This is a genomic window from Kocuria sp. SL71, from assembly GCF_026672465.1.
GTDB classification, from domain to species: Bacteria; Actinomycetota; Actinomycetes; order Actinomycetales; family Micrococcaceae; genus Kocuria; species Kocuria palustris.
Genome location: NZ_JAPPRE010000001.1, coordinates 2,779,341 through 2,805,567, shown reverse-complemented (window position 1 = coordinate 2,805,567; position 26,227 = coordinate 2,779,341). Strand labels below are relative to the sequence as shown.

Here is a 26,227-nt window from a genome sequence, read left to right as displayed (position 1 = left end):
CGCTCTCTCCACCATCTGACCTTCCGGAGCGCTCGGCGATCTGCCCGACGCCCCTCCGGACCTGCACGAGAGGAGACCACCATGTCGGTCTCAGCACAGAGCACCCTGACCCCTGAGCAGTCCGCCGCCGGCATGGCGGAGTTCGATCGCACCACGTCCCGCTGGGGCCGGATCACCATGATCTGCGGCCTGATCCTGTCCCTGGCCGGCCCGTTCTACCTGGTCTTCTTCGCCGACCTCGGCGTGACCGTCACGCAGCTGTCCACCGCCTTCCTGGCCGTGGCCGCCACGTTCTTCATCATCTGGATCATCGAGCCGCTGACCTACTTCCCGATCCTGGGCTCGGCCTCCATGTACCAGGCGTTCATGATCGGCAACATCTCCAACAAGCTTCTGCCGGCCGCGCTCATGGCGCAGTCGCGCATCGGCGCCAAGCCGGGAACCCACCGCGGCAGCCTGTCGGCCCTCATGGCGATCTGCGGCGCCGCCGCCGTGCACCTGGCCTCGCTGCTGGTGTTCGTGGGCATCCTGGGCACGTGGCTGATCAGCATCATCCCGGTCGAGGTCATCGGCGTGATCCGCCTCTACGTCTTTCCGGCCGTGATCGGGGCGGTCATCGTCCAGTCCATCTACTCCATGCGCCAGCTGCGCCCCACCCTCATCGCCTTCGCGGTCGTGCTCGTGGTGCAGTTCGTCGTCATCCCGCTCGTCCCGGCGCTGGCCCTGGCCGGCACCGCGATCTCCGTGATCGCCACGATCATCATCGGATGGTTCCTGCGCGTGCGCCCGGGCTCCGCGATCATCGTGGACGACGAGCAGTCCTGAGACCTTCCGCACAGCACCGAGAGGACATGACATGACCAGCACCTGGACCCTGAGCGACGACCAGCGCACCGAGATGCACGATCTCTACCGCCACCTGCACGCCCATCCCGAGCTGTCCATGCAGGAGCACCGCACGGCGGAGCTGATCGAGGCGGCCCTGTCCGAGCTCGAGATCGAGAGCTTCCGCTGCGGCGGGACCGGCGTGGTCGGCATCCTGCGCAATGGCGACGGCCCCGTGATCGGCTTCCGCGCCGACACCGACGGCCTGCCCATCCAGGAGGACACCGGCGCCGAGTACGCCTCCACGGACACCGGAGCCCTCGAGGACGGCACCGAGGTCCCGGTGATGCACGGCTGCGGCCACGACACCCACATCACCGCGCTGCTGACCGCGGCGCGGGCGCTCGTGCGCATGCGCGAGCAGTGGAGCGGGACCGTCGTGCTGATCTTCCAGCCCGGGGAGGAGACCGCCGACGGGTCGCGGGCCATGGTCGACGACGGCCTGTGGGACCGCGCCCCCAAGCCCGAGGTGATCTACGGCCAGCACGTGATGCCGGGGATCTCGGGCACGGTGCGCCTGACGGCCGGGCCCGTGATGAGCTACGCCGATTCCTGGCGGGTGACGCTGCACGGACGCCAGTCCCACGGCTCGCAGCCGGAGAACTCGGTGGATCCGATCGTGCTGGGCGCGCACATCGTGACCCGCCTGCAGACGGTGGTCTCGCGCGAGATCTCCGCCCTGCAGTCGGCCGTCGTCACGGTGGGCACCTTCCACGCCGGGCTGAAGGAGAACATCATCCCGGCCACGGCGGAGTTCACGCTGAACATCCGCTCCCTCGACGAAAAGGTCCGCGAGCCCGTGCTGGCCGCGGTGCGTCGGATCATCTCGGCGGAGGCCGCGGTCTCCGGGGCGCCCGAGCCGGAGATCGAGGAGCTCTACCGCTTCCCGCGCAACCTCAACGACGTCGACGAGACCGAGGCGCTGCGCGAGCACATGGTGGAGGCCCTGGGCGAGGACAAGGTGATCACCGGCAAGCCGTTCATGGGCTCCGAGGACTTCGGCACGCTCGCCGAGTCGATCGGGGTGCCGTCGGTGTTCTGGTTCTTCGGCGGCTTCACCGAGGAGCAGATGGCCGCCGTCGACGTCCCGGTCAACCACTCGCCGCAGTTCCTGCCGGTTATGGAGCCCACGCTGAGCACCGGGTACGCCGCGGCGATGACGGCGATCCTCTCGAAGCTCTCCACGAGCTCCTGACCCCAGCCCCCACCGAGTGGATTCCCAGTTGCGCTGTTCGCCCTGTCCGCGCAATTGACTATCCACTCGGCGGGGTTGTTCGGGGGCGCGGGGACATCAGCTGCATCACCACGACGACCCCCACGGGCATCAGCAGCAGGCCCGCCAAACCGCTGAAGCCGACCCCGCTGAGGATCACCCCAGCGCTCGCCCCGCCCAGGGCGCCCATCAGATTCATGACCATGTCCGAGGTGCCCTGGATCCGCGAGCGCGTCTCGGGCGTCCCGGCACGGCTGATCTGCACGGAGCCTGCCACCGTGGAGGCCGACCAGCCGAGGCCCAGCAGGATCAGGCTGGCGATCACCGCGCCTGAGGACTCCGAGCCGAGCAGCGACAGGATCATCGCACCCACCAGCAGGGCCTGGCCCAGCAGCACCGTGGCGCGTGCTCCGATTCGGTCCGCCAGGATCCCGAAGACCGGCGAGAAGGCGTACATCCCGGCGATGTGCAGGCTGAAGGTCAGGCCGATGAGGCTCAGGGCCGACCCGTGATCCCGCAGGTGGACGGGCGTCATGGACATCAGCGAGACCATGACCGCGTGGCTCAGCGCCACCGTGAAGATGGCCTTCCAGGGCCTGCCCGGGGCCGCCGCAGCTCGGCTCTCGCGCGGCGACTGAGGGCCCGATCCGGCGAGGTCCCGTGCCGCGAGCAGTGGATCGGGGCGCAGCCCCACTAGGTACACGATTGTCGCCAGCAGCTGCGCCGTCGCCGTGAACGCGAACGCTCCGGTCAGCGGCGGCATCCCCACGGCCTCGCCCACGACCTCACCGGGGCTGAGCAGGTTGGGTCCGGTGACGGCCCCGATCGTGGTCGACCAGACCACCAGAGAGAGATCCCGTCCCCGGCTGCGCGGATCGGCCAGGTCCGTGGCGGCGAAGCGCGACTGGAGGTTCACCGCCTGGGCCGCACCCAGCATCAGGATGCCCACCAGCAGGAGCAGCACCGAGCCCAGGGCGGCTGCCGTCACCGCGACGACCGCTCCCGAGGCGGCCGTGACGACTCCCCCGCTCAGGGAGATCCGGCGCCCGCGGGCCTGAGCGAGGCCTGCCAGGGGAAGTGCGAACAGGGCCGCGCCCAGGGTGCTCATGGTGGCCGCCATCCCCGACCACGCCGACGATCCGGCGAGATCGGTGATCAGCAGCGCCCCCAGGCTCAGCGTGGCGCCGGTGCCGAGCCCGGCGAGGACCTGCCCCAGCACGAGCACCAGCAGGATGCGGCGCTGAGCCCTCGACTCGGCTGTCTGCCCGGCGGCCGGATCCTGTGCTGCTGCCATCGCGAGTCCTCCTGACCGTCTTCGGCTGCGGGGTCCGCCGGCCGTCTCCATCCGCTGCATCGCCCGGTAACAGTCCGCGGTGCCGCAGGGCACCATCGTGCCCCGATCCCCCGCTCAGCAGGGCTCTGCGAGCAAATTCGACGGCCGCCGTCGAGCAGATCCTCCACCCCATCGGAACGGACGATCCCAGGTGCCGACGAAGGCCATGACGCACGGGATCGTGCCGCTCCAGCATCAGGAGGTGGACAGGGTGCGCATCGACAGGAAGGCACGGGCTGCCGCGCTCGGACGCCGCCCCGACCAGATGGCGCTCAGCGGACGGGGGATCGCGAGGCCCTCGACCAGCACCCGCACCAGCCGGCCCGCTCGCAGGTCCTCCGCCACGGCGATCGAGCTGAGGGCGCCCGGAGCCGTGCCGGCCATCGTCGCGCCGCGCACGCCCAGGGTCGTCGGCGAGACCACGGCAGGTTCGGCCGTGAGCGGATGACCCGCCCGCAGCAGCGCCTCCTCGAGCGCCCTGCGCGTTCCGCTTCCCGGTTCACGGAGCACGAGCGGTGTGCGGGCGAGCTCGTCAGCGCCCACGGCGGGCCGACGTGCCCACGGATGCGCGGCGTCGACCACGACCTCCACCGTGTCCGAGCCGATCTGCTCGCGACCCAGATCCTGCGGCAGATCGGGCGTCTCGATGAACCCGAGGTCCGCGGCTCCCTCGCGCACGGACTCGACGACGGCGCTGCTGTTGGCCGCGCGCAGCTGCACGAGAGGGCCCTCCTGGCCTCGCTGCGCGCGCCAGCGGGCCACCCACGGAGGAAGCAGATGCTCGGCGATGGTCAGGCTGGCCGCGATGCGCAGGGTGTCCGCTCGAGATTCGCGCAGGGACCGAGTGGCCGCCGCGAACTCGTCGGCTGCCGCCAGCAGAGGGGCGGCCCACCCCACCAGCAGCTCGCCCGACGGGGTGAGATGGGATCCCCTGGGCGAGCGCACCAGCAGTGCGAGGCCCAGCCGCCTCTCCAGGGCGCGGATCCGCAGGGACAGCGCCTGCTGGCTGACGTCCTGCTGCGCGGCTGCGGCCGAGATGCTTCCGTGCTGCGCGGCCAGCGTGAGGGCGCGCAGGGATTCCAGATCGGGCTCCTCCGCCATGCACCCTCCTCGGCTCGAGGCACAACGATAGCTTGTGACCCGGCCAGCAGATGCCTCTACTGCCGATCACCCGGGGTCGCGACGATGGAGGAATGACACCGCACCAGACCACCGCAGCACCGGCGTCCACCGGCGCCGTGCACTCGCTGGCACCCGGCACCCTGCTGTGCCTTGCCGCCGCCGGGCTGTCGCTCGGACTCGCAGCACTGATGCCGGGGCTTCCCGCTCTGCTGTGCGCCATCGTGCTGGGGATGAGCGCAGCCAACCTGGGTCTGCTCCCCGCTTCGGCCGCCACGGGCATCGCCTTCAGCTCTCACCACCTGCTGCGCGCGGGCATCGTGCTGCTGGGCCTGCAGCTGGTCCTGGGCGACATCCTGGCTCTGGGGGCGCCGCTGCTGGTCGTCGTGCTCGCCGTCGTCGTGGGCGGGATCGCCGGAACGCTGGCCCTGGGGCGTGTGCTCGGCGTGCCGGGGCATCTGAGCCTGCTGGTGGCCTGCGGCTTCTCGATCTGCGGCGCCGCCGCGGTGGCCGGGGCCGCTGGGGCGACCGATCCCGACGGCGAGCGCGAGCAGGACACCGTCACCGCGATCGCCCTGGTGGTGCTGTTCGGAACGCTCATGATCGGCATCGTGCCCGTGCTCAGCTCCGCCCTGGGGCTGGAGCCGGAGACGACCGGGCAGTGGGCTGGTGCCTCGATCCACGAGATCGCGCAGGTGGTGGCCGTCGGAGGGATCGTCGGCGGCGGGGCCCTGAGCGCGGCCGTCGTGGTCAAGCTCGCCCGCGTGCTCCTGCTCGCCCCGGTCATCGCGATCCTGAGCCTGCAGCGCCGCCGAGCCCTGAAGGCCGAGGATGCCGACGTATCGCCCGGGGCGCTGCCGCCCGTCGTGCCCTTGTTCGTCATCGGCTTCCTGGCCATGGTGCTTCTGCGCTCGCTGCTGTCCCTCCCGGAGTCCGTGCTGGCCGGCGCCCAGCTGCTGCAGACCCTTCTGCTGGCCGCGGCGATGTTCGGCCTGGGCTGCGGGGTCCGCTTCCGAGCGCTGGCCGCCGTGGGCGTCCGTCCGTTCGCACTGGCGGCTCTGTCCACCTTGCTGGTCGCCGGCATCGCCGCAGCGGGGATCGCCCTCGCCACCCCCTGACCCCACCCCGCCGAGTGGATACCCAGTTGCGCTCAGAGGCGGAACAGCGCAAGCAGCTATCCACTCGGCGGGGCGAGGGAGGCGGGATCGCTCCCTACCATACGTATGGTAGGTTTAAAGCATGACGACGAAGCCCCAGATCCTCGACGCCGCTCTCGACGTCCTGCGCGATGGCCGCTCCCTGACGATCGACGCCGTCGCACAGGAGGCGAAGCTGACCAAGCCCGGCGTCGTGCACCACTTCCCCACCAAGGAGGCGCTGGCCTTCGCGGTGCTGGAGCACCTGCTCGCCCGCTGGGAGGCCGAGCTGTCGGAGCGGGCCGGCGCTGGCGCGAGTCCCGAGCAGCGGCTGCGCGCCTACGCGGAGCTCACGCTGCTCGGCGAGATGGACACCGCCGATCTCGCGCTGTTCGCCGATCCCCGGCTGCGCGAGAAGCTCTGCGTGCGCTGGGGCGAGCGGATGGATGCCTGGTTCGGCTCGCTGAGCCACCCGCGCGCGGCCGCTGTGCGCTACCTCGCCGACGGCGCCTGGATCGACCGCTGCCTGGGGATCCTCCCCCAGGATCACGACCAGCGTGCGGCCGTGCTCGACGTCGCCCTGTCCCTGCTCGGGAAGGAGGCCGACTCATGAGGAAATGGCTCTTCCTGACCCTGGCGATCCTGGTGGAGGTGACCGCCACGCTGTCCCTGAAGGCGGCGCTCGAGGCGCCCGCGCTCTACGCCGTGGTGGTGATCGGTTACGCGAGCGCCTTCCTGTGCCTGTTCCAAGCCCTGCGCGAGGGCATGAGCCTCGGCGTGGGCTACGGCATCTGGGCCGCCTGCGGCGTGGCCCTGACAGCGGTCCTGTCCGCCGCGATCTTCGACGAGCCCCTCACCCTGCCCATGGGCATCGGCATCGCCGCCGTGATGGGCGGCGTGCTGCTGGTCGAGCTCGGCTCCCAGGAGGCGCACGAGACCTCGTCGACGGTCCCGCTGGACCTCCTGTCCCCTGACGATCAGCAGAAGGAGGCGACGGCCCCGTGACCATGCTCGCGCTCGCATCCCTTGTCCTGGCGATCCTCTTCGAGGTCAGCGCCACGCTCTGCCTGCGCATGGCCGCCGGCGGCTCCCGACTGTGGTGGCTGGCGATCGGCCTCGGCTACGTCCTGGCCTTCTCCATGCTCTCGCTGACCCTCGCCGAGGGCACGCCGCTGGGCGTGGCCTACGGCGTGTGGGCCGCAGCCGGCGTGGCCCTCACCGCGATCCTCAGCCGCGTCCTGTTCAAGGAGCCGCTCACCCGGGTCATGAGCCTGGGGATCGCCCTGATCATCGGCGGCGTGCTGCTCATCGAACTCGGCGCCGCGCACTGACCTCTCTCCCGCCGAGTGGATACCCAGTTGCGCTATTGCGCCCGACAGCGCAACTGGGTATCCACTCGGCGGGGAGAGGGATGGGGATCAGCTCCAGCCGGTGACCTGGGCGAAGATCAGGAAGCCGATCGAGATCAGCACCCAGACCCCCAGCAGCGGGGCATAGAAGCGCACCCACCGGTTCCACGGGATGCGCCCGACCACCAGCGCCGCCATGAAGTACCCGGAGGTCGGGTACAGCACGTTCGTCATGCCGTCGCCGGTCTGATACGCCAGCACCGCCGACTGGCGCGAGACGCCCAGGATGTCCGACAGCGGCGCCAGCACGGGCAGAGTCACGAGCGCCTGCCCGGAGCCGGACGGGACGATCAGGTTGAACACCGCCTGCATCAGGAACATCCCGACGACGAACAGCACGGGCGGCAGAAAGCCCACCGACTCCCCCAGCCCGAAGACGATCGTGTCCAGGATGTGCCCGTCCTCGAGGACGATGGCCACGCCGCGGGCCACACCGACGATGAGCGCGCCGGCGAGAACATCGCGCATGCCCTGATCGAACCCCTCGGCCATCTCGCGGGTCTTCAGCCCCGCGACCAGCCCGACGACGATCGCGGTGAGGATGAACATGCCCGCGAACTCGGGGAAGAACCAGCCCTGGGTGATGATCCCCCACACCAGCAGCCCGGCCAGCGCGAGCAGGGCGACGGCCGCCGCGCGCTGGCGCCCGGTGAAGCGCGGGGTGGACTCCAGGTCCAGGCGATCGCGGTCGCGGATGGTGGTGTCCGCATGACCGTGCAGCACCGAGCGCGTGGGGTCGGCGGCCACGCGGCGGGCGTACCACATCACGTAGGCGATGCCCGTGGCCAGATAGAAGACGTAGAGCACGATGCGCAGCCCGATGCCCGAGAAGGGCTCCAGCCCGGCGATCTGCTGGCCCAGCCCGGTGTTGATCGGGTTGAGGAAGCCTGCGGCGAAGCCCGCGCCCGTTCCCAGCAGCGCGATGCCGGCGGCCACCACTCGGTCGTAGCCCAGGCTGAGGATCAGCGGCATGATCGCCGGGATGTAGACCAGCGAGAGCTCGGGCACGCCGATGAAGCTGGCGATCAGTGAGAAGACCGTCATCAGCACCGGGATCACCACGATCCCGCGCCCGGAGAAGATCCGCGCCACGGCGGCCAGGGCGACGTCGATCAGTCCCGTGCGGCGGATGACCTCGAACATGCCGCCGATCGTGAAGACGAAGAACACGATGGCCCCGGCATCCACCAGACCCCGCGGGATGGCGGTGAGCAGCTGCAGCGCGGTGACCGGCGACTGCTCGATGAACGAGAAGCTGTCCGGGTCCACGACCTCCTGGCCGCCCGGTCCCGCCATCCGCTCGTACTGCCCTGCCGGGACGATCCAGCTGGCGACGGCGGCCAGCAGAGCGAAGACGATCAGGATGACGTAGACGTGCGGGAAGCGATCCCGCGGGGCGGTGGGATCGACCACAGGGGGCGTCGGCTCGGCGGAGGACGCGTCGCGCGAGACGGGTGGCTCTTCGGAGGATGCGGACGTGGACATGGGGGCTCCCTCGCGGGTCGGGCAGGTTCGTCGCACGCCAGCTGGCAGCGGAGGCGCGCCTGCTTTCGAACCTATGCACCCCGTCGCGGGCACCCCAAGAACGAAGACTCGGTCCGTAACCGGCCTCGCCGACGTGTCACCAACCCGCCGCCCCGGACTCCCGGCGACGAGCCTCCAGTCCCTGGGCGGCCTTCCGAACACGACGAGAAGCACCCCGAACCGAAGAGGGTTCGGGGTGCTTCAGATGCGCTGAGACATCACAGAGTGGAAGCAATGGAGCGTTGTGGGAACAGGCGACCTCGGGTCGAGAGGCTGGTTTCCGCGTGGAATCAAGGGGTTTGCGCGGATGCAGAGTCCGACGGCGAGGCCGACGACCCGTTGATCGGCGCGTCGGCGGAACCAAAGAAACGACCTCGAACACGCCTGACCGACGAGGAAGTGGACGCTATGCGAACAGCCCGCGCACAGGGCATCAGCGTGAACGCCGTGGCTCGTCAGTTCGGGGTGCACCGGGGCACGGTGTGGGCGAAGACGCGGTGATGAACCCGACGGCGACGCGGGAGTTGAACTGACCTCGACCCCCTCGCGCCTCGAATCTCGGCGGGGCGTTCTGCCGCATAAAATCAACGATCTACGGCGTCTAGATTGTGGATAACTTCACCGTAGTACCCCGACATACACGTTGCTTAGCACTTTCGTTAGCACTTTTCAGCACTGCCGGGGCTCCGTGATTCACCGTTCCGAGGCGGCCGTGGGCGGCCCGTAGCGTCGGTATCGGGCGGGAGTGACGCCGACGTGTCGTTGGAAAATTTCCGCGGCGTGGCCTCGGCTGTTCCACCCGACGCGACCTATCGCCACGGTCACGGGTACTTCGGTCTCGCGCAGCAGCCGGGCCAGCTCTGCGACGCGAAGCATCGTGAGGTATCTGTGCGGGGTGCTGCCGTAGGCGTCCTCGAAGACGCGCACCAATTGCTTATCCGATAGGTGCACGTGCTCACAGAGCAGGGCCAGGTTCCACCGCTTCGCTATGTTTCCGCGCAGCAGCGCTTCGACCGAGAGGGCTTCTCTGCGGGCGGGCCGAAACTCTCGCCATCGTGCGGGGCTCTCGACTGATCGCCGTCGCTGATGGACGGGAACGGGCAACGCATCCGGAGCCGCGCGTACGTGCGGAGCGAGCGTGCCCAACAGCATCGAGAGGCGTGCTTGCAGCCAGAAGTACGAGGCCGGGTACTCGCGTCTTTCGTAGAGGGTCGTCATCTCATCGAGCACGAGGATCAGGCGATTGGCGTCCTCACCGTTCACATGGAGCACATGAGCGGCATCCGGAAACAAGGCCCCAGCGTACTGTCTCACGACGTAGCGATCCGCGAACACGTCGGGATGCTGCCAGTAGAGCTGATCGAGCAGGTAGTCCACGTCGACCAAGAGCGTCGTCAGGGTGGCGGTGCCCTCGGGCTCGTAGGTGAAGACAGTACGCGGGGCGATCAGCACGGCGTGACCAAAAGCGATCGGGTGTTGACGCTCCCCGACGGTGAGAACCACCGAGCCATCGCGGACGACGAGGAACGCCACGCAGTCGAAGACGCGCGGGCCGACCTGCTTCCGCAGACTGCCTCGTATCCACCGCGAACGGCTGGAAGAGCGCCGACGCTTTCAGCACTGCCAGTGAAGCCTTGTGTTAGCCGCAGCGTTCCGCTGCCCGCTTCTCGGTGCGGATGAAGACTGGTCATACGACCACGGGTTCACCTCGAAATGAGAGTGCCAGAGGCTCCAACGGTAGTCGCCTGCGCCTTGCTCCATAACTCAGCTCCGTGCGGGGTCGCTCAGGGCGGTGTCGATGGCCTGGAGAGTGCGCACAGTGGTCAGGACATCTTCGGCAGGCAGGTCGAGCGAGCCGAGCAGATCGCGGTACATGCCCCGCACGATCCCCACCGACCGTGCCGCTTCCTCGGTCAGATGCAGGCGTGCCGCGCGGCGGTCCGCCGGGTCGGGGCGGCGCTCGATCTGCCCTTTGGCGATGAGTCCGCGCAGCGCCGTGCTCGCGTTGCTCGATGTCAGCGACAGGCCCGAGGCCAGTCCCGAGGGGGCCACGCCGGGGTTGGCGTCGATGTGCAGCAGCACCAGGCACTCCAACGGTGACAGCGGCGCGACCGCGGGGTCCTGCAACGGGTAGGCGCGCAGCTTCCGCTCGACATGCAGCACCGCGTCCGCGAGCCGCACCAACGGGTCCGCACCGGTTGGTGCCGGCCCGCTCACCGGCTTCTCGTCTGGTCGCATATGCTTATGCTATCATAGCGTTGTTTTCATAACTATAGTTTTAGAAGGAGCCGGGCGGGGATGACCGACACGGGAACAGGGCGGCGGGCAAGGCGATCGGTGCGGGACTGTTGTCGACGCTGGCGCTGCTGATGGGGCTCGCCTCGTTCGGGATCGACCTGTACCTGCCGGCGTTCCCGGTGATGACGACGGAGCTGTCGACCACGGCGACCGGGGTGCAGCTGTCGCTCACGGCGTTCCTGATCGGCGCTGGGGCCGAGCAGCTGGTGTTCGGGCCGTGGTCGGATCGCGCCGGCCGGGTGGTGCCGCTGGTGTTCGGGGCGGTGCTGTTCGTCGCCGCGAGCGTGACCGCCACGCTCGCAGGCAGTATCGAGCTGCTCGTGGCCGCCCGGCTGGTCCAGGGCCTGGGCGGGGCGGCGGGGATGGTGATCGGCCGGGCGATCATCCTTGACCGTGCTCGCGGCACGGAGGCGGCACGGGCGTTGAGTATCATGATGCTCATCGGCGGGATCGCCCCGATCGTCGCCCCGGTCGCCGGCGGTGCCCTGGTCGGCCCGGTCGGATGGCGGGGCCTGCTCGGGATCGTCACCGGCCTGGGCGTGATCGCCCTGGCATGCGTGCTCGTGTTCGTGCGGGAATCGCTGCCCCGCGAGATCCGCAGAGCCCGTGCGGGCACGGCGCAGCGCGGTGGCTGGCGGGGCCTGGTCTCGCGGGCCTATCTGGGGAACACGGCCGCGTATGCGTTCGGGATGGCGATCATGATGGCCTACATCTCCGCCTCACCGTTCGTCTACCAGGACATGATCGGCCTGAGCGCGGCCGCCTATGGGATCGCGTTCGCGATCAACGCCGTCGGCCTGATGATCGCCACCACTGTCGCGGCCCGTCTTGCCGGTCCCGTCTCGCTGCGCGGGTTGACCCTCACCGGCCTGACGATCAGCCTGGCCGCGGTCGTCGCGATCGTGATCCTCACCCTCACCGACGCACCCGCCGGGTGGCTGATGGTGCCCCTGTTCGTCGCGATCGCCCCGCTCGGGCTGGTGTTCGGCAACGCGACCGCCCTGGCCATGTCCGCCGTGCCCCCGGCCGCGACCGGCGCAGGGTCGGCGCTGCTCGGGGCGGTGCAGTTCGCCCTCGCCGGCCTCGTCGCCGCCCTGGTCGGCATCGCCGGCGAGCACACCGCCATCCCCCTCGGGGTGACCATGCTCGCCGCCGCGATCATCGCGCTCCTCGGCCTGCTCCTGGCCACACCCCGACCACGGCGGGAACCCGCCGCCTGACCCCCGGCGGCCCTCTATCCATCTCGTTCGATCCATAAGGAGAAGAAACCATGACTCGCATCCATGTCCTCGGCGGCACCGGGTACGCCGGCAGCCGTATCGTCCGCGAGGCCGCCAAGCGTGGCCACCAGGTCGTCTCGTACAGCCGTTCCATCCCCGACAAGCAGACCCCGGGCGTCGAGTACCGGGCCGGTGACGTGCAAGACCCCGCGTTCCTGGCCTCAGCATTCGAGCACACGGACGTCGTGATCTCGGCACTGTCCACCCACGGCGGGCTCGCCGGCAAAGGCCGCCTCCGCGCCCTGCTGTCCACGGCGGCCGGGCTCGCCGCGGAACGAGGCGTGCGCTTCGGGGTAATGGGCGGGGCCGGCTCGCTCCTGATCGCACCAGGCGGGCCCCGCCTGGTCGACACCCCCGGCTTCCCCGAGGTCGCCAAGCCCGAATCCCTCGAACTCGCCGGAGCCCTCGACGACCTCCGCGCGAACACCGACGACCGCCTCGACTGGTTCCTCATCAGCCCCGCCGAGAACTTCGGCAAGCACGCCCCCGGCACCGCCCGCGGCCACTACCGCATCGGTGATGACATCCTCCTGCGCGACGAGAACGGCGTCTCGGAAATCTCCGGCGACGACATCGCCCTCGCCATCACCGACGAGATCGAGAAGCCCGCCCACCACCGCACACGCTTCTCCGTCGCCTACTGACCACCGAAGAGCGGACGCTCTCCACCGACCCCAGGCCGCAGGCCGCGTCGGTGAACGAGGCGAACCGAGAACCGAGTTCACCGTACCTGATGCGCCGATAGAAATAAGGCGGTACTGCCTCGAAACAGGAACACTGCCTTCCCTGCGGTCTCCAATCCTCCTCCTGCTCGCCGCGCCGAGCACGTGACTCAGGACTGATATGTGCCCTCCACTTAGCCCCAAGCATCTTCAGCCACTTACTACTCCGCCTGCCTCTTCTCTTCTGAATGGACGTATCGCTACCTGGCGGTAGGTCATCCGCCCCACTCCTGGTCTTGTGCTTGCCGACCCGAGGAACTGCCGTGAGCAGCCTGCCTGCCTACCTACCGTGGTCTATAGGCCGCGTGTCGGCCCTTCGCGGTGCGGCCCGCTGCGGTGGGGGTCGTGCGCGAATGGGTCGGGAAGCCGCTGTGCCCGCTCTGCGGCTCGCTGCCGCGCTTGCTCCTGCTCGGCGCGCTTGGCTTCATGCGTTCGGCGGCTTCGTTCACGGGCAGGCTACGGAGTTCGTCGGCTTCGGCCCGAGTCATGGCGGCCCGGTTTCTGGTGTCGCGAGCCTTACGGTGGGCCCTGTGGGGATCGAACCCACGACCCATGGATTACTGGGTCCGGACGCCACTGGTAGACCGCGCAGTCATCCTCACCTGGTTGTGGCTTGGCGCCGTTGGCATCTCCCCCACGGTTGAGGTTCGCCCCCAGCTTGCTGCGGCAAGCCTCAGCCTGCTGGAAGGCGAACAAAGGTCTGAGCAGGCCGGTCTCAATCCAGAGAGGCCAGCAGATCCGCGCAGGCGATCTCGCAGCGCCGGCACGCCTCCGCGCAGACCCGGCAATGCTCATGCATATCCACGTGCTTTTCGCACTCTTCGGCGCAGGACCGGCACGCCGTCCGGCACGTTTCGAGCGCGGCGCGGTTGACGTCGATGTTGTTGCCGGTCTGGCGGGAGAGCACCCTCCCGGTGGTCTCGCAGAGGTCGGCGCAGTCCAGGTTCAGACGGATGCACTGGGTCAGCTCCGCGACCATGTCCTCGGCCAGGCAGGCGTCGGCGCAGGCGGTGCAGGTCTGCGCGCACTCGAAGCAGGCCTCGATGCATTCGGCCAGTTTCTGGGTGTCGATGCCGCCGAGATCCTTCGGGTACGTCTCCAGCATCGAGCTCACGTGATGAGTCATGGTCTCGCTCTTTCTGTCGATCCGAACGGAGCGGGCTGGCAGGCACCAACCCGCTCCGTTGACCATAGACAGCGACCGGCAGGAGGCGGAAGGGCGAAGCCATGAAGAGTTCGTGAAGACGCGCGGGCCGGGACACCGCCCCTTTCACGCTTACTCGGCGGGCTGGAGCTCGCTTTCGACGAACCACTTGTGGTTGGCCATCTCCATGCCATCGATCGTGGTGTCGACCATGTACACGGTCTCCTCGGTCGAGCTCTCGATCGTCGCCTCGGCGCCCTCCATGCCGGGCATGTGATCGGCCTCCAGCACGACCTCGGTACCCGCCGGAAGAGGCGCCTCACCCGGATCTTCCAGCTCCTCGTGCACGACCCACTTGTGGTCGACGACGGGCTCGCCACCATCTGTGGGCGTGTAGCTCACCGAGTAGGCCGTCGTATCGAAGGCACCGGTGATCGTCGCCTCTGACCCCGCCATGCCGGGCATGTGGTCAGCGGTGAGAACCGCCGTCGAGTCGATCGGATAGGTGGGATCGGCTGCGGCCTCGATGCCCTCGGGCGGGGGCCCGCCCTCGGGATTGTGCCCGGCCATACCCCCGGAACCATGATCCATGCCCATGTCCATATTCGATGACTCGGACGATGTCGACGGCGCAGCCGCCGCCTCGGACGCCGTCTGCGACGGTGCGGGTTGTGCGTCTTCCTCCTCCGCGGTGCCTCCGCAGGCGGTCAGCGCGAGCATGCTCACCGCTGCGGTAGCGGCCATGCTGGTAGTCCAGATGGACTTCTTCATCTCGTCTCCTTCGTTGATGTTCCTTCAGGCGTGGATGGCCTGAAAGTCTCTATGCCAACCCTGCGACAACAGACTGGCGAAGAATTGATGGCCACGCTGACGACCCGGGTCAGGTCTGATTCTTTGCCCATTCGACCGACCCCTCAGCGGTGAGGTCGAGGCCGCGCAGCGTCTGCGCATTGAGCGCGACCACCACCGTAGAGGCGCCCATGAGCAGCGCGCCGATGGCCATGGGCATGACGAACCCGATGGGGGCCAGCACACCGGCTGCCAGCGGCACCGAGATCAGGTTGTAGCCGGCAGCCCACCAGAGGTTCTGCACCATCTTGCGGTAGGAGGCGCGCGAGAGCCGCACGACCGAGACCACCGCGCGCGGATCCTCGGAGGCGAGGATGATCCCGGCCGAGGCGATCGCGACGTCGGTTCCGGCGCCGATCGCGAGCCCGACATCGGCCTGGGCCAGAGCCGGAGCATCGTTCACACCATCGCCGACCATCGCGACCTTCTTGCCCTGTTCCTGCAACTGGCGGACCCGGGCGCTCTTCTCCTCGGGACGGACCTGAGCCTCGATGCGGTCGATGCCCAATTCGCGGCCAACGGCCTCGGCGACGTTGTGGGCATCGCCGGTCAGCATCGCCGTCTCGATCCCCAGGCGGTGCAGGGCCTCGATCGCCTCGCGGGCGGCCGGACGGACCTCGTCGGCCAAGGCTAGGGCCCCGGCAACTCGGCCCTCGACGAGGACGTGCAGAACGATCCGCCCGTCCTGAGCCCATTCGTCGGTGGACAGCGGCTCCGCACCGGCCTGGCTGAGCAGCGCGGGGCCACCGACGCGGATGTCGGTGCCCTCGACGGTGGCCGAGACGCCGACCGCGGTCGCGCTGTCGTGGCCGGTGGCCTGCGGCACGGCAAGGTTACGGTCTTGTGCGGCGGCCACGATCGCCCGCGCCAGAGGGTGCTGGCTCTGCGCTTCGGTCGCGGCCGCGAGGGCCACGAGACGGTCCTCGTTCATGCCCGCCGGGGCGTTTGGTGCCAGCTGCACGCCCAGCAGAGCGGGCTCGCCGAGGGTGAGGGTGCCGGTCTTGTCGAAGACGACGGTGTCGATGCTGCGCACGAGCTCAAGGGCCTTGCGGTCCGAGACGAGGATGCCCTGGCGGGCGGCCCGTCCGGTCGAGATCGAGACGACCAGCGGGATCGCAAGCCCCAGAGCGTGGGGACAGGCGATGACCAGGACGGTGACAACACGGACCAGCGCCATGCTGGGTGTGCCGAGGATCGCCCACACGACGGCGGTGATCGCGGCAGCGAGGAGGGCGAACCAGAACAGCAGGTTCGCCGCCTTGTCGGCCAGGCGCTGGGCGCGGGTCGAGGAGGACTGAGCGTCCTGGACCAGGCGCTGGATACCGGCCAGGGCCGTGTTCTCGCCGATCTCGGTGACCTCGAGGGTCAGCGGTCGATCGGTGGCCACGGTGCCGGCCACGACCCGGTCACCCCGCCCGCGCGTGACGGGCACCGACTCGCCGGTGACCATGGACTCGTCCACGTCGGCCGCACCCTCGACCACCTCACCGTCGGCGGGGATGCGTCCGCCCGGACGGACCAGCACGCGGTCGCCCACGGCGAGGTCCGAGGGCGCGACCGTTCGCGTCGAGCCGTCAGGGTCGAGCACCTCAGCCTCGTCGGGCAGCAGGGCCGCGAGCTCATCGAGCGCGTTGGAGGTGCGGGCCAGAGACGCCATCTCGACCCAGTGCCCCAGCAGCATGATCACGACCAGCAGTGCCAGCTCCCACCAGAACTCCAGGTCCGGTGGCAGCAGCCCGAGGTGGCTGCCCCAGGATGCGAAGAACGCCACCGAGATGCCCAGGGTGATCAGGGTCATCATGCCGGGTTTGCGCTGCCGGAGTTCGTCGACCGCACCGGTCAGGAACGGGCGGCCGCCCCAGACGTAGAGCACGGTGCCGAGGATCACGGGGACCCAGGTGATCAGTGCGTTGTCCGGCAACTGGTAGCCCAGCAGGTGCGCGAAGCTGCCGCTGAGAAAGATCGTGGGGATCGAGATGACCAGGGAGATCCAGAACAAGCGGCGGAACATGGCGACGTGGTCATGTCCACCATGGCCTCCATGGTCACCGTTTCCCTCGTGGCCGCCGTCACCCGAGTGCTCGTCCTGGGAATCGTGGGGGTGATCGGGGGTGGGGGCCTCGCGTAAGGGCGAGGCTCCACCATGGTGGTGGGCGTGCGAATCCGTCATAGTTGCCTCCTCATTCTCGACAGTACCCCCCCGGGGGTATATTTGGCGAGGGGTTTCCGGGAAGTTGTGATGCTTCCTAAGCCCACCCCGGCCACCAGGGCGGGCAGGTAGTGGATAGCGGTCAACCCGATCAGAGCCAGCCCCCGAGCTGCGCCGATGCCGCTCAGCCGCTTCCGCGACAGAGCCGCGCCTTCGGCGCTCATCGCCGGGACCATCTCCTGGCGCTTAGAGGCCTCGCTCATGGTCGTCTCCCTGAAGTTGTCTTGTTGCGGTAAGTCCCGCCCGGTGGGCATTCTCGGCCCTGGTCAGCTCACAGCCCAGCTGTCACAGCAGCTGCTGTGTTGTCGCTCCCCCGTCGACCGTGCGCAGCACCTGGTTTTTTGCCATCAGCAGCGCTTCTACGTCACCGTCATCGGTGCGGCTGGCCCCCAGGGCGGTGATCTCCCCGAGGGGTTCTTCACTGGAGGTCCAGTTAGCACCGGCATCGGTGCTGGTCAGCAGGCGCCCGTCAATCCCTGTGGCGGCGATGGTGCGGTCGTCGGCCCAGGCCACCAGTGAGGCCAGCTGGGGGGTGTTCAGGGGGGACCAGCTGGCGCCGTCGTCAGTGGAGCGCAGCACGCCGTTTTCTGTGGCAGCCAGCACCGCTCCCGATTTCGGGGACACGGCCAAAGAAACCGGGGCCGAGGGAATGGCGCGCATCTGCCAGGTGCGCCCGTCGGGGCTGAACCGAAGTTGCCCATCGAAGGCGATGATCCCGGCGGGGCCGGCAGCCAGGGCGTGGAAATCCGATTCCCCGCCGCGAGAGAGCACACTCCAGCTCTGCCCGCCGTCGGCGGACTCGGCCAGCCCCAATGGCTCGGGTAGGTCCACGCCCAGGCCGGGGTGGCCTGAGGCCAGGTAGCGGCCGTCGGCGGCGATGGTGAAGCCCATCAGATCCACGATGGGCCCGGCTCTGGTCAGGTCCCCGTCCTCGAGACGGTAGAGGCCCTCGTGGGTGGCCAGCAGCACGGCCCCGTCGGCCGGAGCGCGCGTGATGGCATGGACATGAGTGATCGCCGTGGCCTCGCCGGCGCCCTCACCGGAGGGGGCCGATGTGGAGGTACCCGGCTGCGGGGAGCAAGCTGCGACCGCCAGCCCGGTCCCTGTGACCAGGCCCAAACCGAGGAGAGCCCGTCGGGGCATGAGCGTCATCGGCGGTATCTCATCTCGATCATCATTCCGGCCTCGCCGTGGTACAGGTTGTGGCAGTGGACCATCCAATCCCCGGGATTGTCGGCTTGCAGTTGCAGGGCCAGGGATTGCATCGGGGCGAGCATGACCGTGTCTTTGCGTAATCCGTTGGGCAGGGCGAAGGTGTGGCCGTGGACGTGCAGCGGGTGGGCCATCATGGTCTGGTTGGCCGCGTCCAGCTGGACGCGTTGGCCTTCTCGGATCATCAGCGGGTCATTCTTGCCGTATGGAGCGCCGTTGAACCCCCACTGGTAAGGGTCCATCTGTCCGGTCAGCGCCATAGGCAGGGCCACTTCGACGTCCCGGGTCTCCAACCGGGCGCTGTCGGCCGGCTCCAGTTCGGCGCCGATCAAGGCCGGGCAACGCAGTTCCTTCGGCGTCACCGTCGGGGCCGGTGCGGCGCCGGAGCCGGTGCGGATCAACGCCATGGCCTGGCCGTCCTTGCCCATGGGGGCGGCCACGAACGGGAAGACCCCGTCAGCTATGGTGACGATCGCGTCGTAACGTTCGCCCATGCCGATGGCCAGCGCGTCCGTCTCCTGCGGCTTCACGGGGAACCCATCGGTGTGGGTCACCTCCATGCGGTGCCCGCCGAGAGCGACGGTGAAGATGGTGTCGGCGGCGGCATTGATGATCCGCAACCGCACCCGATCCCCCGGTTTGGCGGCCAGCACATCCGGGTCCTCCGGCACCTTGCCGTTGACCAGGTAATGCGGGTAGGTCACGTCCCCGGCGTCCTCTCCGTAGGGCGAGTCTCCACCGCCCTTCATCGGCGCGTGATCCATACCGCCCATAGCCCCCGGGGAGCTCATGCCTATGTCCCCGTGGTCCATTCCGGTCATGCCCCCGTGGCCGGCCCCGCTCCCACTGGAGGAGGTGAGCGCCTGGAGCACGTCCTCGGGCGTGCGTCCCGTGCCGTCGAGCCAGTCATCGAGCACGAGCACCCATTCGTGGTCGTAGCACCCTGGTTCTTTCGGGTCATCGATGATCAGCGGGGCGTACAGAGCCCGGTCCAGCTGGAGCCCGACGTGGGGGTGGTAGAAATAGGTCCCCGGATCCGGTGCGGTGAAATCGTAGGTGTAGGTGCTCCCGGTGGCGATCGGGTCCTGGGTCAGCCCTGGCACCCCGTCGGCAGCGGCTTCCAGGGCGATGCCATGCCAATGCACGGTGGTCTCGGCCGGCAACTGGTTGTCGACGGTGATCCGTAACCGGTCCCCGGCCGTGGCCCGGATCAGCGGTCCAGGGACCGTGTCACCGTAGGCCCACGTATCGACCTGCAAGCCTCCCAAGTCCAGGGTCGCCGGCTGCGCGACAAGCGTCTTCTCCACCAGAGCCCGGCCGGGAAGTGACGGTGCCGCGGAGGAACCCGCGGCAGGTGCACCCCCTGCCAGGACACCAGCACCGAGCAGGCCGAAGCCACCAGTCAACATCCGTCTGCGGGAAACCTGATTCATGATTCCTTTCCGAGGCACAGCAGGGCACGAACGACGACAACCATTCTGGATCCGCGCACGGGCGAAGAGACCGGGATTATTGTGAAGATTCAGCGAAGATCACAGATGACCTGCGCTCTCGCGGTCACCCAGTCGCAGCGTGGGGACGACACTGGAGGCATGAACCCAGGCATCGATTCCCCGTCCCATCCGGGACGGGTGCTCGTGGTCGACGACGAGAAGGCCCTAGCGCAGATGATCGCGACGTATCTCTCCCGCGCCGGCTACACCGTGGACCAGGCCCACACCGGCCCCGCGGCCCTTGAAGCAGCCCGAAACCAGCACCCGGATGTGGTGGTCCTGGATCTGGGGCTGCCAGGTCTGGACGGGATCGAGGTGTGCCGTGCCCTTCGGTCTTTCTCCGAGTGCTATGTGCTCATACTCACCGCCCGTGGGGACGAGGACGACAAGCTGACCGGACTGGAGGTGGGCGCCGATGACTACATCACCAAGCCCTTCAGCGTGCGCGAACTCGTCGCACGGGTCCAGGCCGTGCTGCGACGCCCGCGCACCGTCACCGTTCGAGAGGCCCCATGGGTCTTCGGGGACCTGGTCATCGACCTCGCTGCCCACGAGGCCCGGGTGAGCGGGGCCGCGGTCGCACTGACGCGCACCGAGTTCGATCTTTTGGCCACACTCTCGGCCGGCCCCGGACGGGCCTACTCCCGCCGTCAGCTCATCGACATCGTGTGGGATCCGTCCTGGGTGGGCGACGAGCGGATCGTGGACGTGCACATCGGGCATCTGCGCCGCAAACTCATTGAGGCACACCCCGATCTTGACTGCATCAGCACGGTCCGAGGGGTCGGTTACCGCATGGCAAGCCGATGAGCAGGCACCGCCCACGAGGCTTGGCCTCCCGGTTCTTCCTGGCGCAAACCATCGTGGTGATCGCCAGCATCCTCGCCGCGGTCCTCGCCGCCTCCATAGTGGGCCCGGCGATCTTTCACGAGCACCTGCTGCGCGCTGGGGCCGGGCACGACGCCACCCAGCTGATGCATGTGGAACAGGCCTACCGCGACACCAACCTCTGGACCCTGGGGATGGCCCTGGCCACTGCCCTGGTATGCGCCCTGGGCGTCACCTTGGTGTTCACCCGCCGCCTCCAGCGCCCGATCGACGCACTCACCCACGCGGCCCAGGCCATGGCTCGCAGCCGCTACGACACCCGGGTCCCCGCCATGGGCGCCGGCGCTGAGGTGGACGCCCTCGCCGGGGCGTTCAACACCATGGCCGCCCAGCTGGAGCGCACCGAAGACACCCGCCGACGAATGCTCTCCGACCTGGCCCACGAGATGCGCACCCCCATCTCCGTGCTCACGGTCTACCTGGAGGCGCTCCAGGACGAGGTCGCCCACTGGGACGAGACCACCAGCGAGCTCATGGGTGAACAGCTCGCCCGCCTCACCCGTCTGGTGGAAGACATCAACGACGTCTCCCGCGCGGAGGAAGGCCGCATCATCCTGGACCGCACCGAACAACCTGTGGCCGAGCTGGTGCGCGCGGCCGCCGAGGCCTACCGGGAGGCCTACGCCGCCGAAGGTGTGGCCCTGAACATCTACGTCGACGAGACCGCCGGGGACATCGAGGCCGACCGGCAACGCATGGGCCAGGTGCTGGGCAACCTGCTCTCCAACGCCCTGCGCCACACCCCAGCCGGCGGACAGGTCACGCTCAGCGCCAACCGGCAGGGCCCAGGGCGGGTGGCCATCCGTGTCGCCGATACCGGCGACGGCATCAGCCTGGAGCAGATACCTCACCTTTTTGAACGTTTCTACCGCGGTGACACCGCCCGCGACCGCGACCATGGTGGCTCCGGGATCGGCCTGACCATTTCCAAGGCCCTGGCCGAAGCCCACGGCGGACGTCTCACAGCCACCTCCCCTGGTCGCGGGCAGGGCGCGGTCTTCACGGTGGAGCTACCCGCCCACCAGCGGACTGGGTCATCCCCGGCTACGGTGAGCGCACGAAACTGAAGCGTCCTGGGTTTCGTCCGTGGTCAGACGGTCGCGGGTGCGGTCGTCGTGGGGTGAGTGTAGGCGGCCTCGACGTCTGCGGGGGTGCGGTAGTCGAGGGCCTCGTGAAGGCGCTGGGTGTTCCACCAGTTGACCCAGCCCATCGTGGCGAGTTCGACCGTGCTGGCCGTCTCCCAGACGGGCCGGGAGTAGATCAGCTCGGTCTTGTAGAGCCCGTTGACGGTCTCTGCGAGAGCGTTGTCGTAGGAGTCTCCGACGGTGCCGACCGACGCGGTCACTCCCGCGGTCACGAGCGCGTCGGTGTAGGCCAACGACACGTACTGAGAACCGCGATCGGAGTGGTGGATCAGCCCGCCGTGGCTGCGGGAAGCACCGGTGACCGCGAGGGCCTGCTCGAGAGCCAGTAAGGGCAACGCGTCAGTGTGCAGACTGGTCGAGACCGCCCAGCCGGCGATTCGGCGGGTGAACACGTCGGTGATGAACGCGAGGTAGCAGAACCCGGCCAGAATCCGGACGTCGGTGATGTCTGCGACCCAGAGGCGGTTGGGGCCGTCCGCGGTGAACTGGCGCTCTACGAGATCTGGACGATGATCCGCCTGGTGTGCGGGGCGGGTGGTCACGGGCTTGCGGCCCCGCCGCGCGCCGTGCAGCCCCGCCCGTTTCATCAGGCGGGCGACCTGATCGCGGCCGATGCTCCACCTGGCGTGGCGCATCGCGTGCCACATCTTCCGCACCCCGTAGACCGAGTAGTTCTCCGCGTGGATCCGCTGGAGCTCCTCCACCAGGATCTCGTCACGCACGGCTCGAGTCGAGGCAGGCCTGGTCTTAGAGGCCCGGTAGGCGCGGGAGGTGATGAACCCACAGTCTGTCGCAGCCAGCGTGCGGCAGATGGCCTCGACCCCGAAGCGATCGCGATGCTTGTCGATGAACGCGATCATCTCGTCGTGGGGCGGTCGAGTTCCGCGGCGAAAAAAGCTGAGGCGGCTTTGAGGATCGGCGCATTCAAGCGGTGGGCGCAAGGAACTCTGCGAGCTTCTCTGATGGTGTCAGATAGCCCAGCGTCTTGCGGGGGCGTCCGTTGAGGCTGTCCTGGATCGCGTCCAACTCCTCGCGGCTGACGACGCTCAGGTCGGTGCCTTTGGGCAGGTACTGGCGCAGCAGGCCGTTGGTGTTCTCGTTGCTCCCCCGCTGCCAGGGCGAGTGGGGATCGCAGAAGTAGATCGGGATTCCTGTGGCGATGGTGAACGCGGCGTGCTTGGACATCTCCGCGCCTTGGTCCCAGGTGATCGTTCGAACCAACGAGGACGGCAGCTTGCTGATTGCGGCGCGCATCGCGGCCTCGACCTGCTCGGCGCTCTTGCCGTCGGGCAGGTGCAGCAGCAGTGTCATTCGCGTCGAGCGCTCAACGAGCGTGCCGATGGCGCTGCGGCTGCCCTCGCCGAGGATGAGATCTCCTTCCCAGTGGCCTGGCACGGCGCGGTCGTCGGCTTCTGCGGGGCGCTCGCTGAGCATGATCATGCCGGGGATGCGGCCGCGACCGTCCGTGGTTCCGCGGGGCTTGCGGGCCGCTCTTCCGGACCGCAGGCACCGCGCCAGCTCACGGCGCAGTTCGCCTCGGCCCTGCACGAACAGCGACTGGTAGATCGTCTCGTGGCTCACGCGCATCTCCGGGTCGTCGGCGTGATCCAACCGTAGGCGCGCTGCGATCTCCTCAGGTGACCACAGTTGCTCCAGCCGGCTGGCGACCTCCTCGAGCAGCCGGCCCGACGCAAGCTTGAACGGCTTCGGTCGACGCGCCTGATCGCGGGCACGTTCATGACCACGCCACGCCGAGTAGCCGCAGCGACCCCCACCGCGCTTCACCTCACGGCTGACGGTCGACACCGCACGCCCCAGCTGCTCTGCGATCGCGGTGAAGGTATCGCCGCGATTGATCCCGAGCAGGATCTGCTCGCGCTCGTCGATCGTCAGACAGCCCTGACGTGGCTCCCACCCAAACGGCCTGGCGTCAAGGTGCCTGCCGGTGCGGGCCATGATGCCGACCAGCGGCGCGCTGCAGCTGATCTCCTTCGCGATGTCGACCAGCCGCCAGCCCTTCCCGTGCAGCCTGAGCGCGAGCTGCTTCTGCTCCCGGCTGAGATGACCGTGCCTGCCCTGCATGCGGATCCTCCTGTGATCAGTGACTGCCTCATCTCACAGGACTCGTTGCACTGACCGCTTGAATCCGCCCTTACTTTGGACGCTCTTGTTGCTCGCGTTCCAGCTCGAGTGCGGTTTCGGCGATAGCGCGGACGTCGAATGTTTGCGCCACCGGTATCGCATCCATTTCATCGAGAGTGAACCACGCCGCCTCGAGCGCATCATCGCCCGAGATCGGTTCCCCCCGTTCCCATCGGCAGAGCACCGCGATCAGAACATAATGCAGATCGTGGTCGGCATCGATGACGTCGACGGCATCGAAGACATCCCCGGGTGTGGCGTGCACTCCTGTTTCCTCGGCGAGTTCGCGCACGGTCGCGACGGTCACGGTCTCGCCGGGTTCGATCTTCCCCCCGGGGAATGCCCAGCGCCCAGCATCGGGCATCTTGGCCCGACGGATGAGAAGTACTCGCCCTTCCCGGACCACTGCCGCCAGTGTCGCCGGTTTCGGATAGGAACGATCGCGTGCCATCTACCCAGCCCCGGTCGTGGGCTCGGAGACCTCTGCGAGGTGGGCTGTGATCTGCATGAACGGTGGATGGTCGATGGGCGACTGCATGCCGACGTCCTCCACCGATTGTGCTCCGCGGTCGGTGACCTGGTCCACTGTGAAACCGGCCTCGTTCAGCACCGCCTCGTAGGTGCTGATGAACCAGTGCCGGTCGACAAGCTCGAGGACCCCGGTGCCGGGGATCTGCAAGCTGACCCTGCGTTCGTCTCCGTCGCGGTAGCGTCTGCCGGGCTCGCCACTGCGGAAGGTCGGGAACGGTATTCCTGTGGCCGCCGGGTTGCTGTCGACGATGAAGAGTGTGCCGGTCGGCGTGAGCACTCGGGCGAGTTCGCGGGCGATAGCTCTCAGTTCCTCGCGTGTGGGCACGTTGATGAACACGAAGCAGCACACGATCGCATCGAATGTGGCGTCAGGGTAGGGTACGTGGCCGCTGTCGATGGTGTGGAATCGTGCCGTCGGTTGCGGGGTCTGCGACCGGGCGAGCGCGACCATGTCGGTGCTGATGTCGACACCGATGACCTGCGCTGTGGCTCCGGCGTCGAGGAGGCGTCGTGAGACTTTTCCGCTGCCGCACCCGTAATCGAGCACGACCGCCTCTCGGCCGCAAGCGGTCTGGAGGTCGTTCACGAGCGGGGTGTAGGCGAGTCGGGTTTCGACATAGTCGTCGTAGGCATCGAACCCTGCTGATACTGCCGGAGTCGTCCATGATGTCGTCACTGCTGCACCGCCCTCACGCTCGCGTTTTCGATGCTGGGCCATCGATTCACGACCAGCTCCCGGTGGAGGGGGTGGAGGTCGCCGATCATCGATGGGTCGACTGGTCGCTGACATTGGATCTGCCGGTGGATCCAGAACAGGCGGACAATGTCGACCCACGCTTCTGGAAGGTCAGACGCCGCCAGTGCGCGGCCTGGGAGCCTGTCTGCACGGATCGACTGCTCCAAGTCCAATACCTGGTGCACCTGGTCCAGGCTCGCTCCCGAGGGTAGCCGTGGAAGTAGGGTGGCTTCCTCCACGATCGTCTGCTCATCGCCGTCGAGGAGGCTGCCCACCTTGGTGAGGTCTTTTTCGTAGATGTGGATCGAGCCGACGTTGTGGATGTACACGCCCGGAGCCAGTCCCAGCATCGAGGCGAGGAATTCTTGGACGAACGTGAAGGAGAACGTGTCGTTGAGCAGTCCCATGTAAGCGTCATTGGCGCGCATGAACGCGACCATGTGCAAACGGTCGTCACGGCGCAATAGCTGGAGAGCTAGCGTGCAGGAGACGTCGATGTTGCGGCGGTAGATGTCTTCGGAGTCGTCAAAGATCTGCAGGACGGCACGTTTGCTCGCAGGGTCATCGTCGTTGAGGATGTTGACGATTCGTTCGATCGCGGTCTCGCCGCCGACGTCTCTGAGCAGTTTGGGACCATACCCCGTGCCCGGCAGGCTGAGACCGTCGGGACTGTACCGGCTCATCGAGGGCGCGTAGGTGCGGATGAAGTCGAGGTCGTTCTTCCCCGAGAGATACCACAGTGCTTCGGCGTAGTTGAAGATGATGTTCTGCCGACGCGACCGCGCCAAGCAATATCGCCGGGCGGGGTTGGTCAGGCGCGCGGTGAAGCCGATGATTTCGCGTTCGTCCTGCCCACGGGGACTGTTCTGGTATTCGAACCCGGTGTAGACCTGTCGCAGTGAATCCAGGTAGAGCGTGTGGAGGTCGGGATACTCAGGCTTCACTGACGACTCCTGCCT

At 68.2% G+C, this 26,227-nt stretch carries 24 protein-coding genes, 1 pseudogene and 1 other annotated feature; of the genes and pseudogenes, 10 read left to right on the top strand and 15 right to left on the bottom strand.

All coding sequences use genetic code 11. From position 1 onward, the window contains the following. The first annotated feature begins 81 nt into the window (after positions 1-81). Together OVA15_RS12800 and OVA15_RS12795 are read left to right on the top strand one after the other, a co-directional pair. Positions 82-825 carry a hypothetical protein gene (locus OVA15_RS12800; RefSeq protein ID WP_204782707.1) on the top strand — a complete coding sequence of 248 codons (744 nt, stop codon included), beginning with the start codon at positions 82-84 and terminating at the stop codon, positions 823-825. 31 nt (positions 826-856) lie between these two features. Beyond that, on the top strand, positions 857-2,080 hold the full coding sequence (locus OVA15_RS12795; protein ID WP_268145437.1) for an amidohydrolase: 1,224 nt from the start codon (positions 857-859) through the stop codon (positions 2,078-2,080). Between the two features lie 58 nt (positions 2,081-2,138). Here the strand turns inward: OVA15_RS12795 and OVA15_RS12790 are convergent, their stop codons facing one another. Next, entirely contained in the window at positions 2,139-3,392 is a 1,254-nt protein-coding gene (locus OVA15_RS12790; protein ID WP_268145435.1) for an MFS transporter, read from the bottom strand. 234 nt (positions 3,393-3,626) lie between these two features. After that, on the bottom strand, positions 3,627-4,532 hold the full coding sequence (locus OVA15_RS12785; RefSeq protein ID WP_006214722.1) for a LysR family transcriptional regulator: 906 nt from the start codon (positions 4,530-4,532) through the stop codon (positions 3,627-3,629). Positions 4,533-4,624: 92 nt separating this feature from the next. Between OVA15_RS12785 and OVA15_RS12780 the strand changes: the two genes are divergently transcribed. The 4 genes from OVA15_RS12780 (at position 4,625) to OVA15_RS12765 (ending at position 7,017) form a co-directional block, all read left to right on the top strand. Next, positions 4,625-5,668 carry a YeiH family protein gene (locus OVA15_RS12780; RefSeq protein WP_268145433.1) on the top strand — a complete coding sequence of 348 codons (1,044 nt, stop codon included), beginning with the start codon at positions 4,625-4,627 and terminating at the stop codon, positions 5,666-5,668. A gap of 121 nt (positions 5,669-5,789) precedes the next feature. Further along, positions 5,790-6,299 (top strand): TetR/AcrR family transcriptional regulator, encoded by a 510-nt coding sequence (locus OVA15_RS12775; RefSeq protein WP_268145431.1) that lies wholly within the window; start codon positions 5,790-5,792, stop codon positions 6,297-6,299. Then, positions 6,296-6,691, top strand: a complete 396-nt coding sequence (locus OVA15_RS12770; RefSeq protein WP_268145429.1) for a DMT family transporter — start codon at positions 6,296-6,298, stop codon at positions 6,689-6,691. Before OVA15_RS12775 ends, OVA15_RS12770 begins: the two co-directional genes overlap by 4 nt. A gap of 2 nt (positions 6,692-6,693) precedes the next feature. After that, entirely contained in the window at positions 6,694-7,017 is a 324-nt protein-coding gene (locus OVA15_RS12765) for a DMT family transporter (protein WP_029643401.1), read from the top strand. An 87-nt stretch (positions 7,018-7,104) separates the two neighbouring features. Here the strand turns inward: OVA15_RS12765 and OVA15_RS12760 are convergent, their stop codons facing one another. From OVA15_RS12760 to OVA15_RS12750, 3 genes are all read right to left on the bottom strand, one after another. Beyond that, positions 7,105-8,580 carry a YfcC family protein gene (locus OVA15_RS12760; protein WP_268145427.1) on the bottom strand — a complete coding sequence of 492 codons (1,476 nt, stop codon included), beginning with the start codon at positions 8,578-8,580 and terminating at the stop codon, positions 7,105-7,107. A gap of 732 nt (positions 8,581-9,312) precedes the next feature. After that, on the bottom strand, positions 9,313-10,188 hold the full coding sequence (locus OVA15_RS12755; RefSeq protein ID WP_326493311.1) for a helix-turn-helix transcriptional regulator: 876 nt from the start codon (positions 10,186-10,188) through the stop codon (positions 9,313-9,315). A 195-nt stretch (positions 10,189-10,383) separates the two neighbouring features. After that, positions 10,384-10,857, bottom strand: coding sequence for a MarR family winged helix-turn-helix transcriptional regulator (locus OVA15_RS12750; RefSeq protein ID WP_137802968.1), 474 nt, complete (start codon positions 10,855-10,857; stop codon positions 10,384-10,386). 110 nt (positions 10,858-10,967) lie between these two features. Here OVA15_RS12750 and OVA15_RS12745 point away from each other — a divergent pair, with 110 nt between their 5' ends. Next, complete coding sequence (locus OVA15_RS12745) at positions 10,968-12,137, top strand: multidrug effflux MFS transporter (protein WP_268145423.1); 1,170 nt, start codon at positions 10,968-10,970, stop codon at positions 12,135-12,137. Positions 12,138-12,187: 50 nt separating this feature from the next. Then, positions 12,188-12,841, top strand: coding sequence for an NAD(P)-dependent oxidoreductase (locus OVA15_RS12740; RefSeq protein WP_137802966.1), 654 nt, complete (start codon positions 12,188-12,190; stop codon positions 12,839-12,841). 793 nt (positions 12,842-13,634) lie between these two features. Here OVA15_RS12740 and OVA15_RS12735 read toward each other — a convergent pair. The 5 genes from OVA15_RS12735 to OVA15_RS12715 all read right to left on the bottom strand — a co-directional run bounded on the left by OVA15_RS12735 (position 13,635) and on the right by OVA15_RS12715 (position 19,766). Beyond that, a complete protein-coding gene (locus OVA15_RS12735; RefSeq protein WP_006214730.1) occupies positions 13,635-14,045 on the bottom strand; it encodes a four-helix bundle copper-binding protein in 411 nt (136 codons plus the stop codon). Positions 14,046-14,195: 150 nt separating this feature from the next. Further along, on the bottom strand, positions 14,196-14,834 hold the full coding sequence (locus tag OVA15_RS12730) for a YdhK family protein (RefSeq protein WP_053446845.1): 639 nt from the start codon (positions 14,832-14,834) through the stop codon (positions 14,196-14,198). Positions 14,835-14,943: 109 nt separating this feature from the next. Next, positions 14,944-17,082, bottom strand: coding sequence for a heavy metal translocating P-type ATPase (locus OVA15_RS12725; protein ID WP_268145418.1), 2,139 nt, complete (start codon positions 17,080-17,082; stop codon positions 14,944-14,946). A gap of 324 nt (positions 17,083-17,406) precedes the next feature. After that, on the bottom strand, positions 17,407-18,264 hold the full coding sequence (locus tag OVA15_RS12720; RefSeq protein ID WP_338125492.1) for a F510_1955 family glycosylhydrolase: 858 nt from the start codon (positions 18,262-18,264) through the stop codon (positions 17,407-17,409). Positions 18,265-18,269: 5 nt separating this feature from the next. After that, positions 18,270-19,766 (bottom strand): multicopper oxidase family protein, encoded by a 1,497-nt coding sequence (locus OVA15_RS12715; protein ID WP_268145415.1) that lies wholly within the window; start codon positions 19,764-19,766, stop codon positions 18,270-18,272. A 159-nt stretch (positions 19,767-19,925) separates the two neighbouring features. Here OVA15_RS12715 and OVA15_RS12710 point away from each other — a divergent pair, with 159 nt between their 5' ends. Beyond that, positions 19,926-20,636, top strand: a complete 711-nt coding sequence (locus OVA15_RS12710; protein ID WP_040561645.1) for a response regulator transcription factor — start codon at positions 19,926-19,928, stop codon at positions 20,634-20,636. Next, positions 20,633-21,781, top strand: coding sequence for a sensor histidine kinase (locus OVA15_RS12705; RefSeq protein ID WP_268145412.1), 1,149 nt, complete (start codon positions 20,633-20,635; stop codon positions 21,779-21,781). The genes OVA15_RS12710 and OVA15_RS12705 overlap by 4 nt, the downstream gene beginning before the upstream one ends. A gap of 23 nt (positions 21,782-21,804) precedes the next feature. Here the strand turns inward: OVA15_RS12705 and OVA15_RS12700 are convergent. From OVA15_RS12700 to OVA15_RS12680, 5 genes and pseudogenes are all read right to left on the bottom strand, one after another. Then, positions 21,805-22,758, bottom strand: a pseudogene (locus OVA15_RS12700) (IS3 family transposase); the annotation flags it as partial. Continuing rightward, positions 22,651-22,758, bottom strand: a sequence feature (AL1L pseudoknot). Its footprint overlaps the pseudogene before it by 108 nt. A gap of 25 nt (positions 22,759-22,783) precedes the next feature. After that, positions 22,784-23,941 carry an IS30 family transposase gene (locus tag OVA15_RS12695; protein ID WP_268145410.1) on the bottom strand — a complete coding sequence of 386 codons (1,158 nt, stop codon included), beginning with the start codon at positions 23,939-23,941 and terminating at the stop codon, positions 22,784-22,786. Positions 23,942-24,011: 70 nt separating this feature from the next. Then, positions 24,012-24,452: an NUDIX hydrolase gene (locus OVA15_RS12690; protein WP_268145408.1), complete on the bottom strand. Its 441-nt coding sequence runs from the start codon at positions 24,450-24,452 to the stop codon at positions 24,012-24,014. Then, positions 24,453-25,250 carry a class I SAM-dependent methyltransferase gene (locus OVA15_RS12685; protein ID WP_259901423.1) on the bottom strand — a complete coding sequence of 266 codons (798 nt, stop codon included), beginning with the start codon at positions 25,248-25,250 and terminating at the stop codon, positions 24,453-24,455. Continuing rightward, positions 25,205-26,212, bottom strand: coding sequence for a thymidylate synthase (locus OVA15_RS12680; protein WP_239358776.1), 1,008 nt, complete (start codon positions 26,210-26,212; stop codon positions 25,205-25,207). Before OVA15_RS12680 ends, OVA15_RS12685 begins: the two co-directional genes overlap by 46 nt. Positions 26,213-26,227 lie beyond the last annotated feature (15 nt).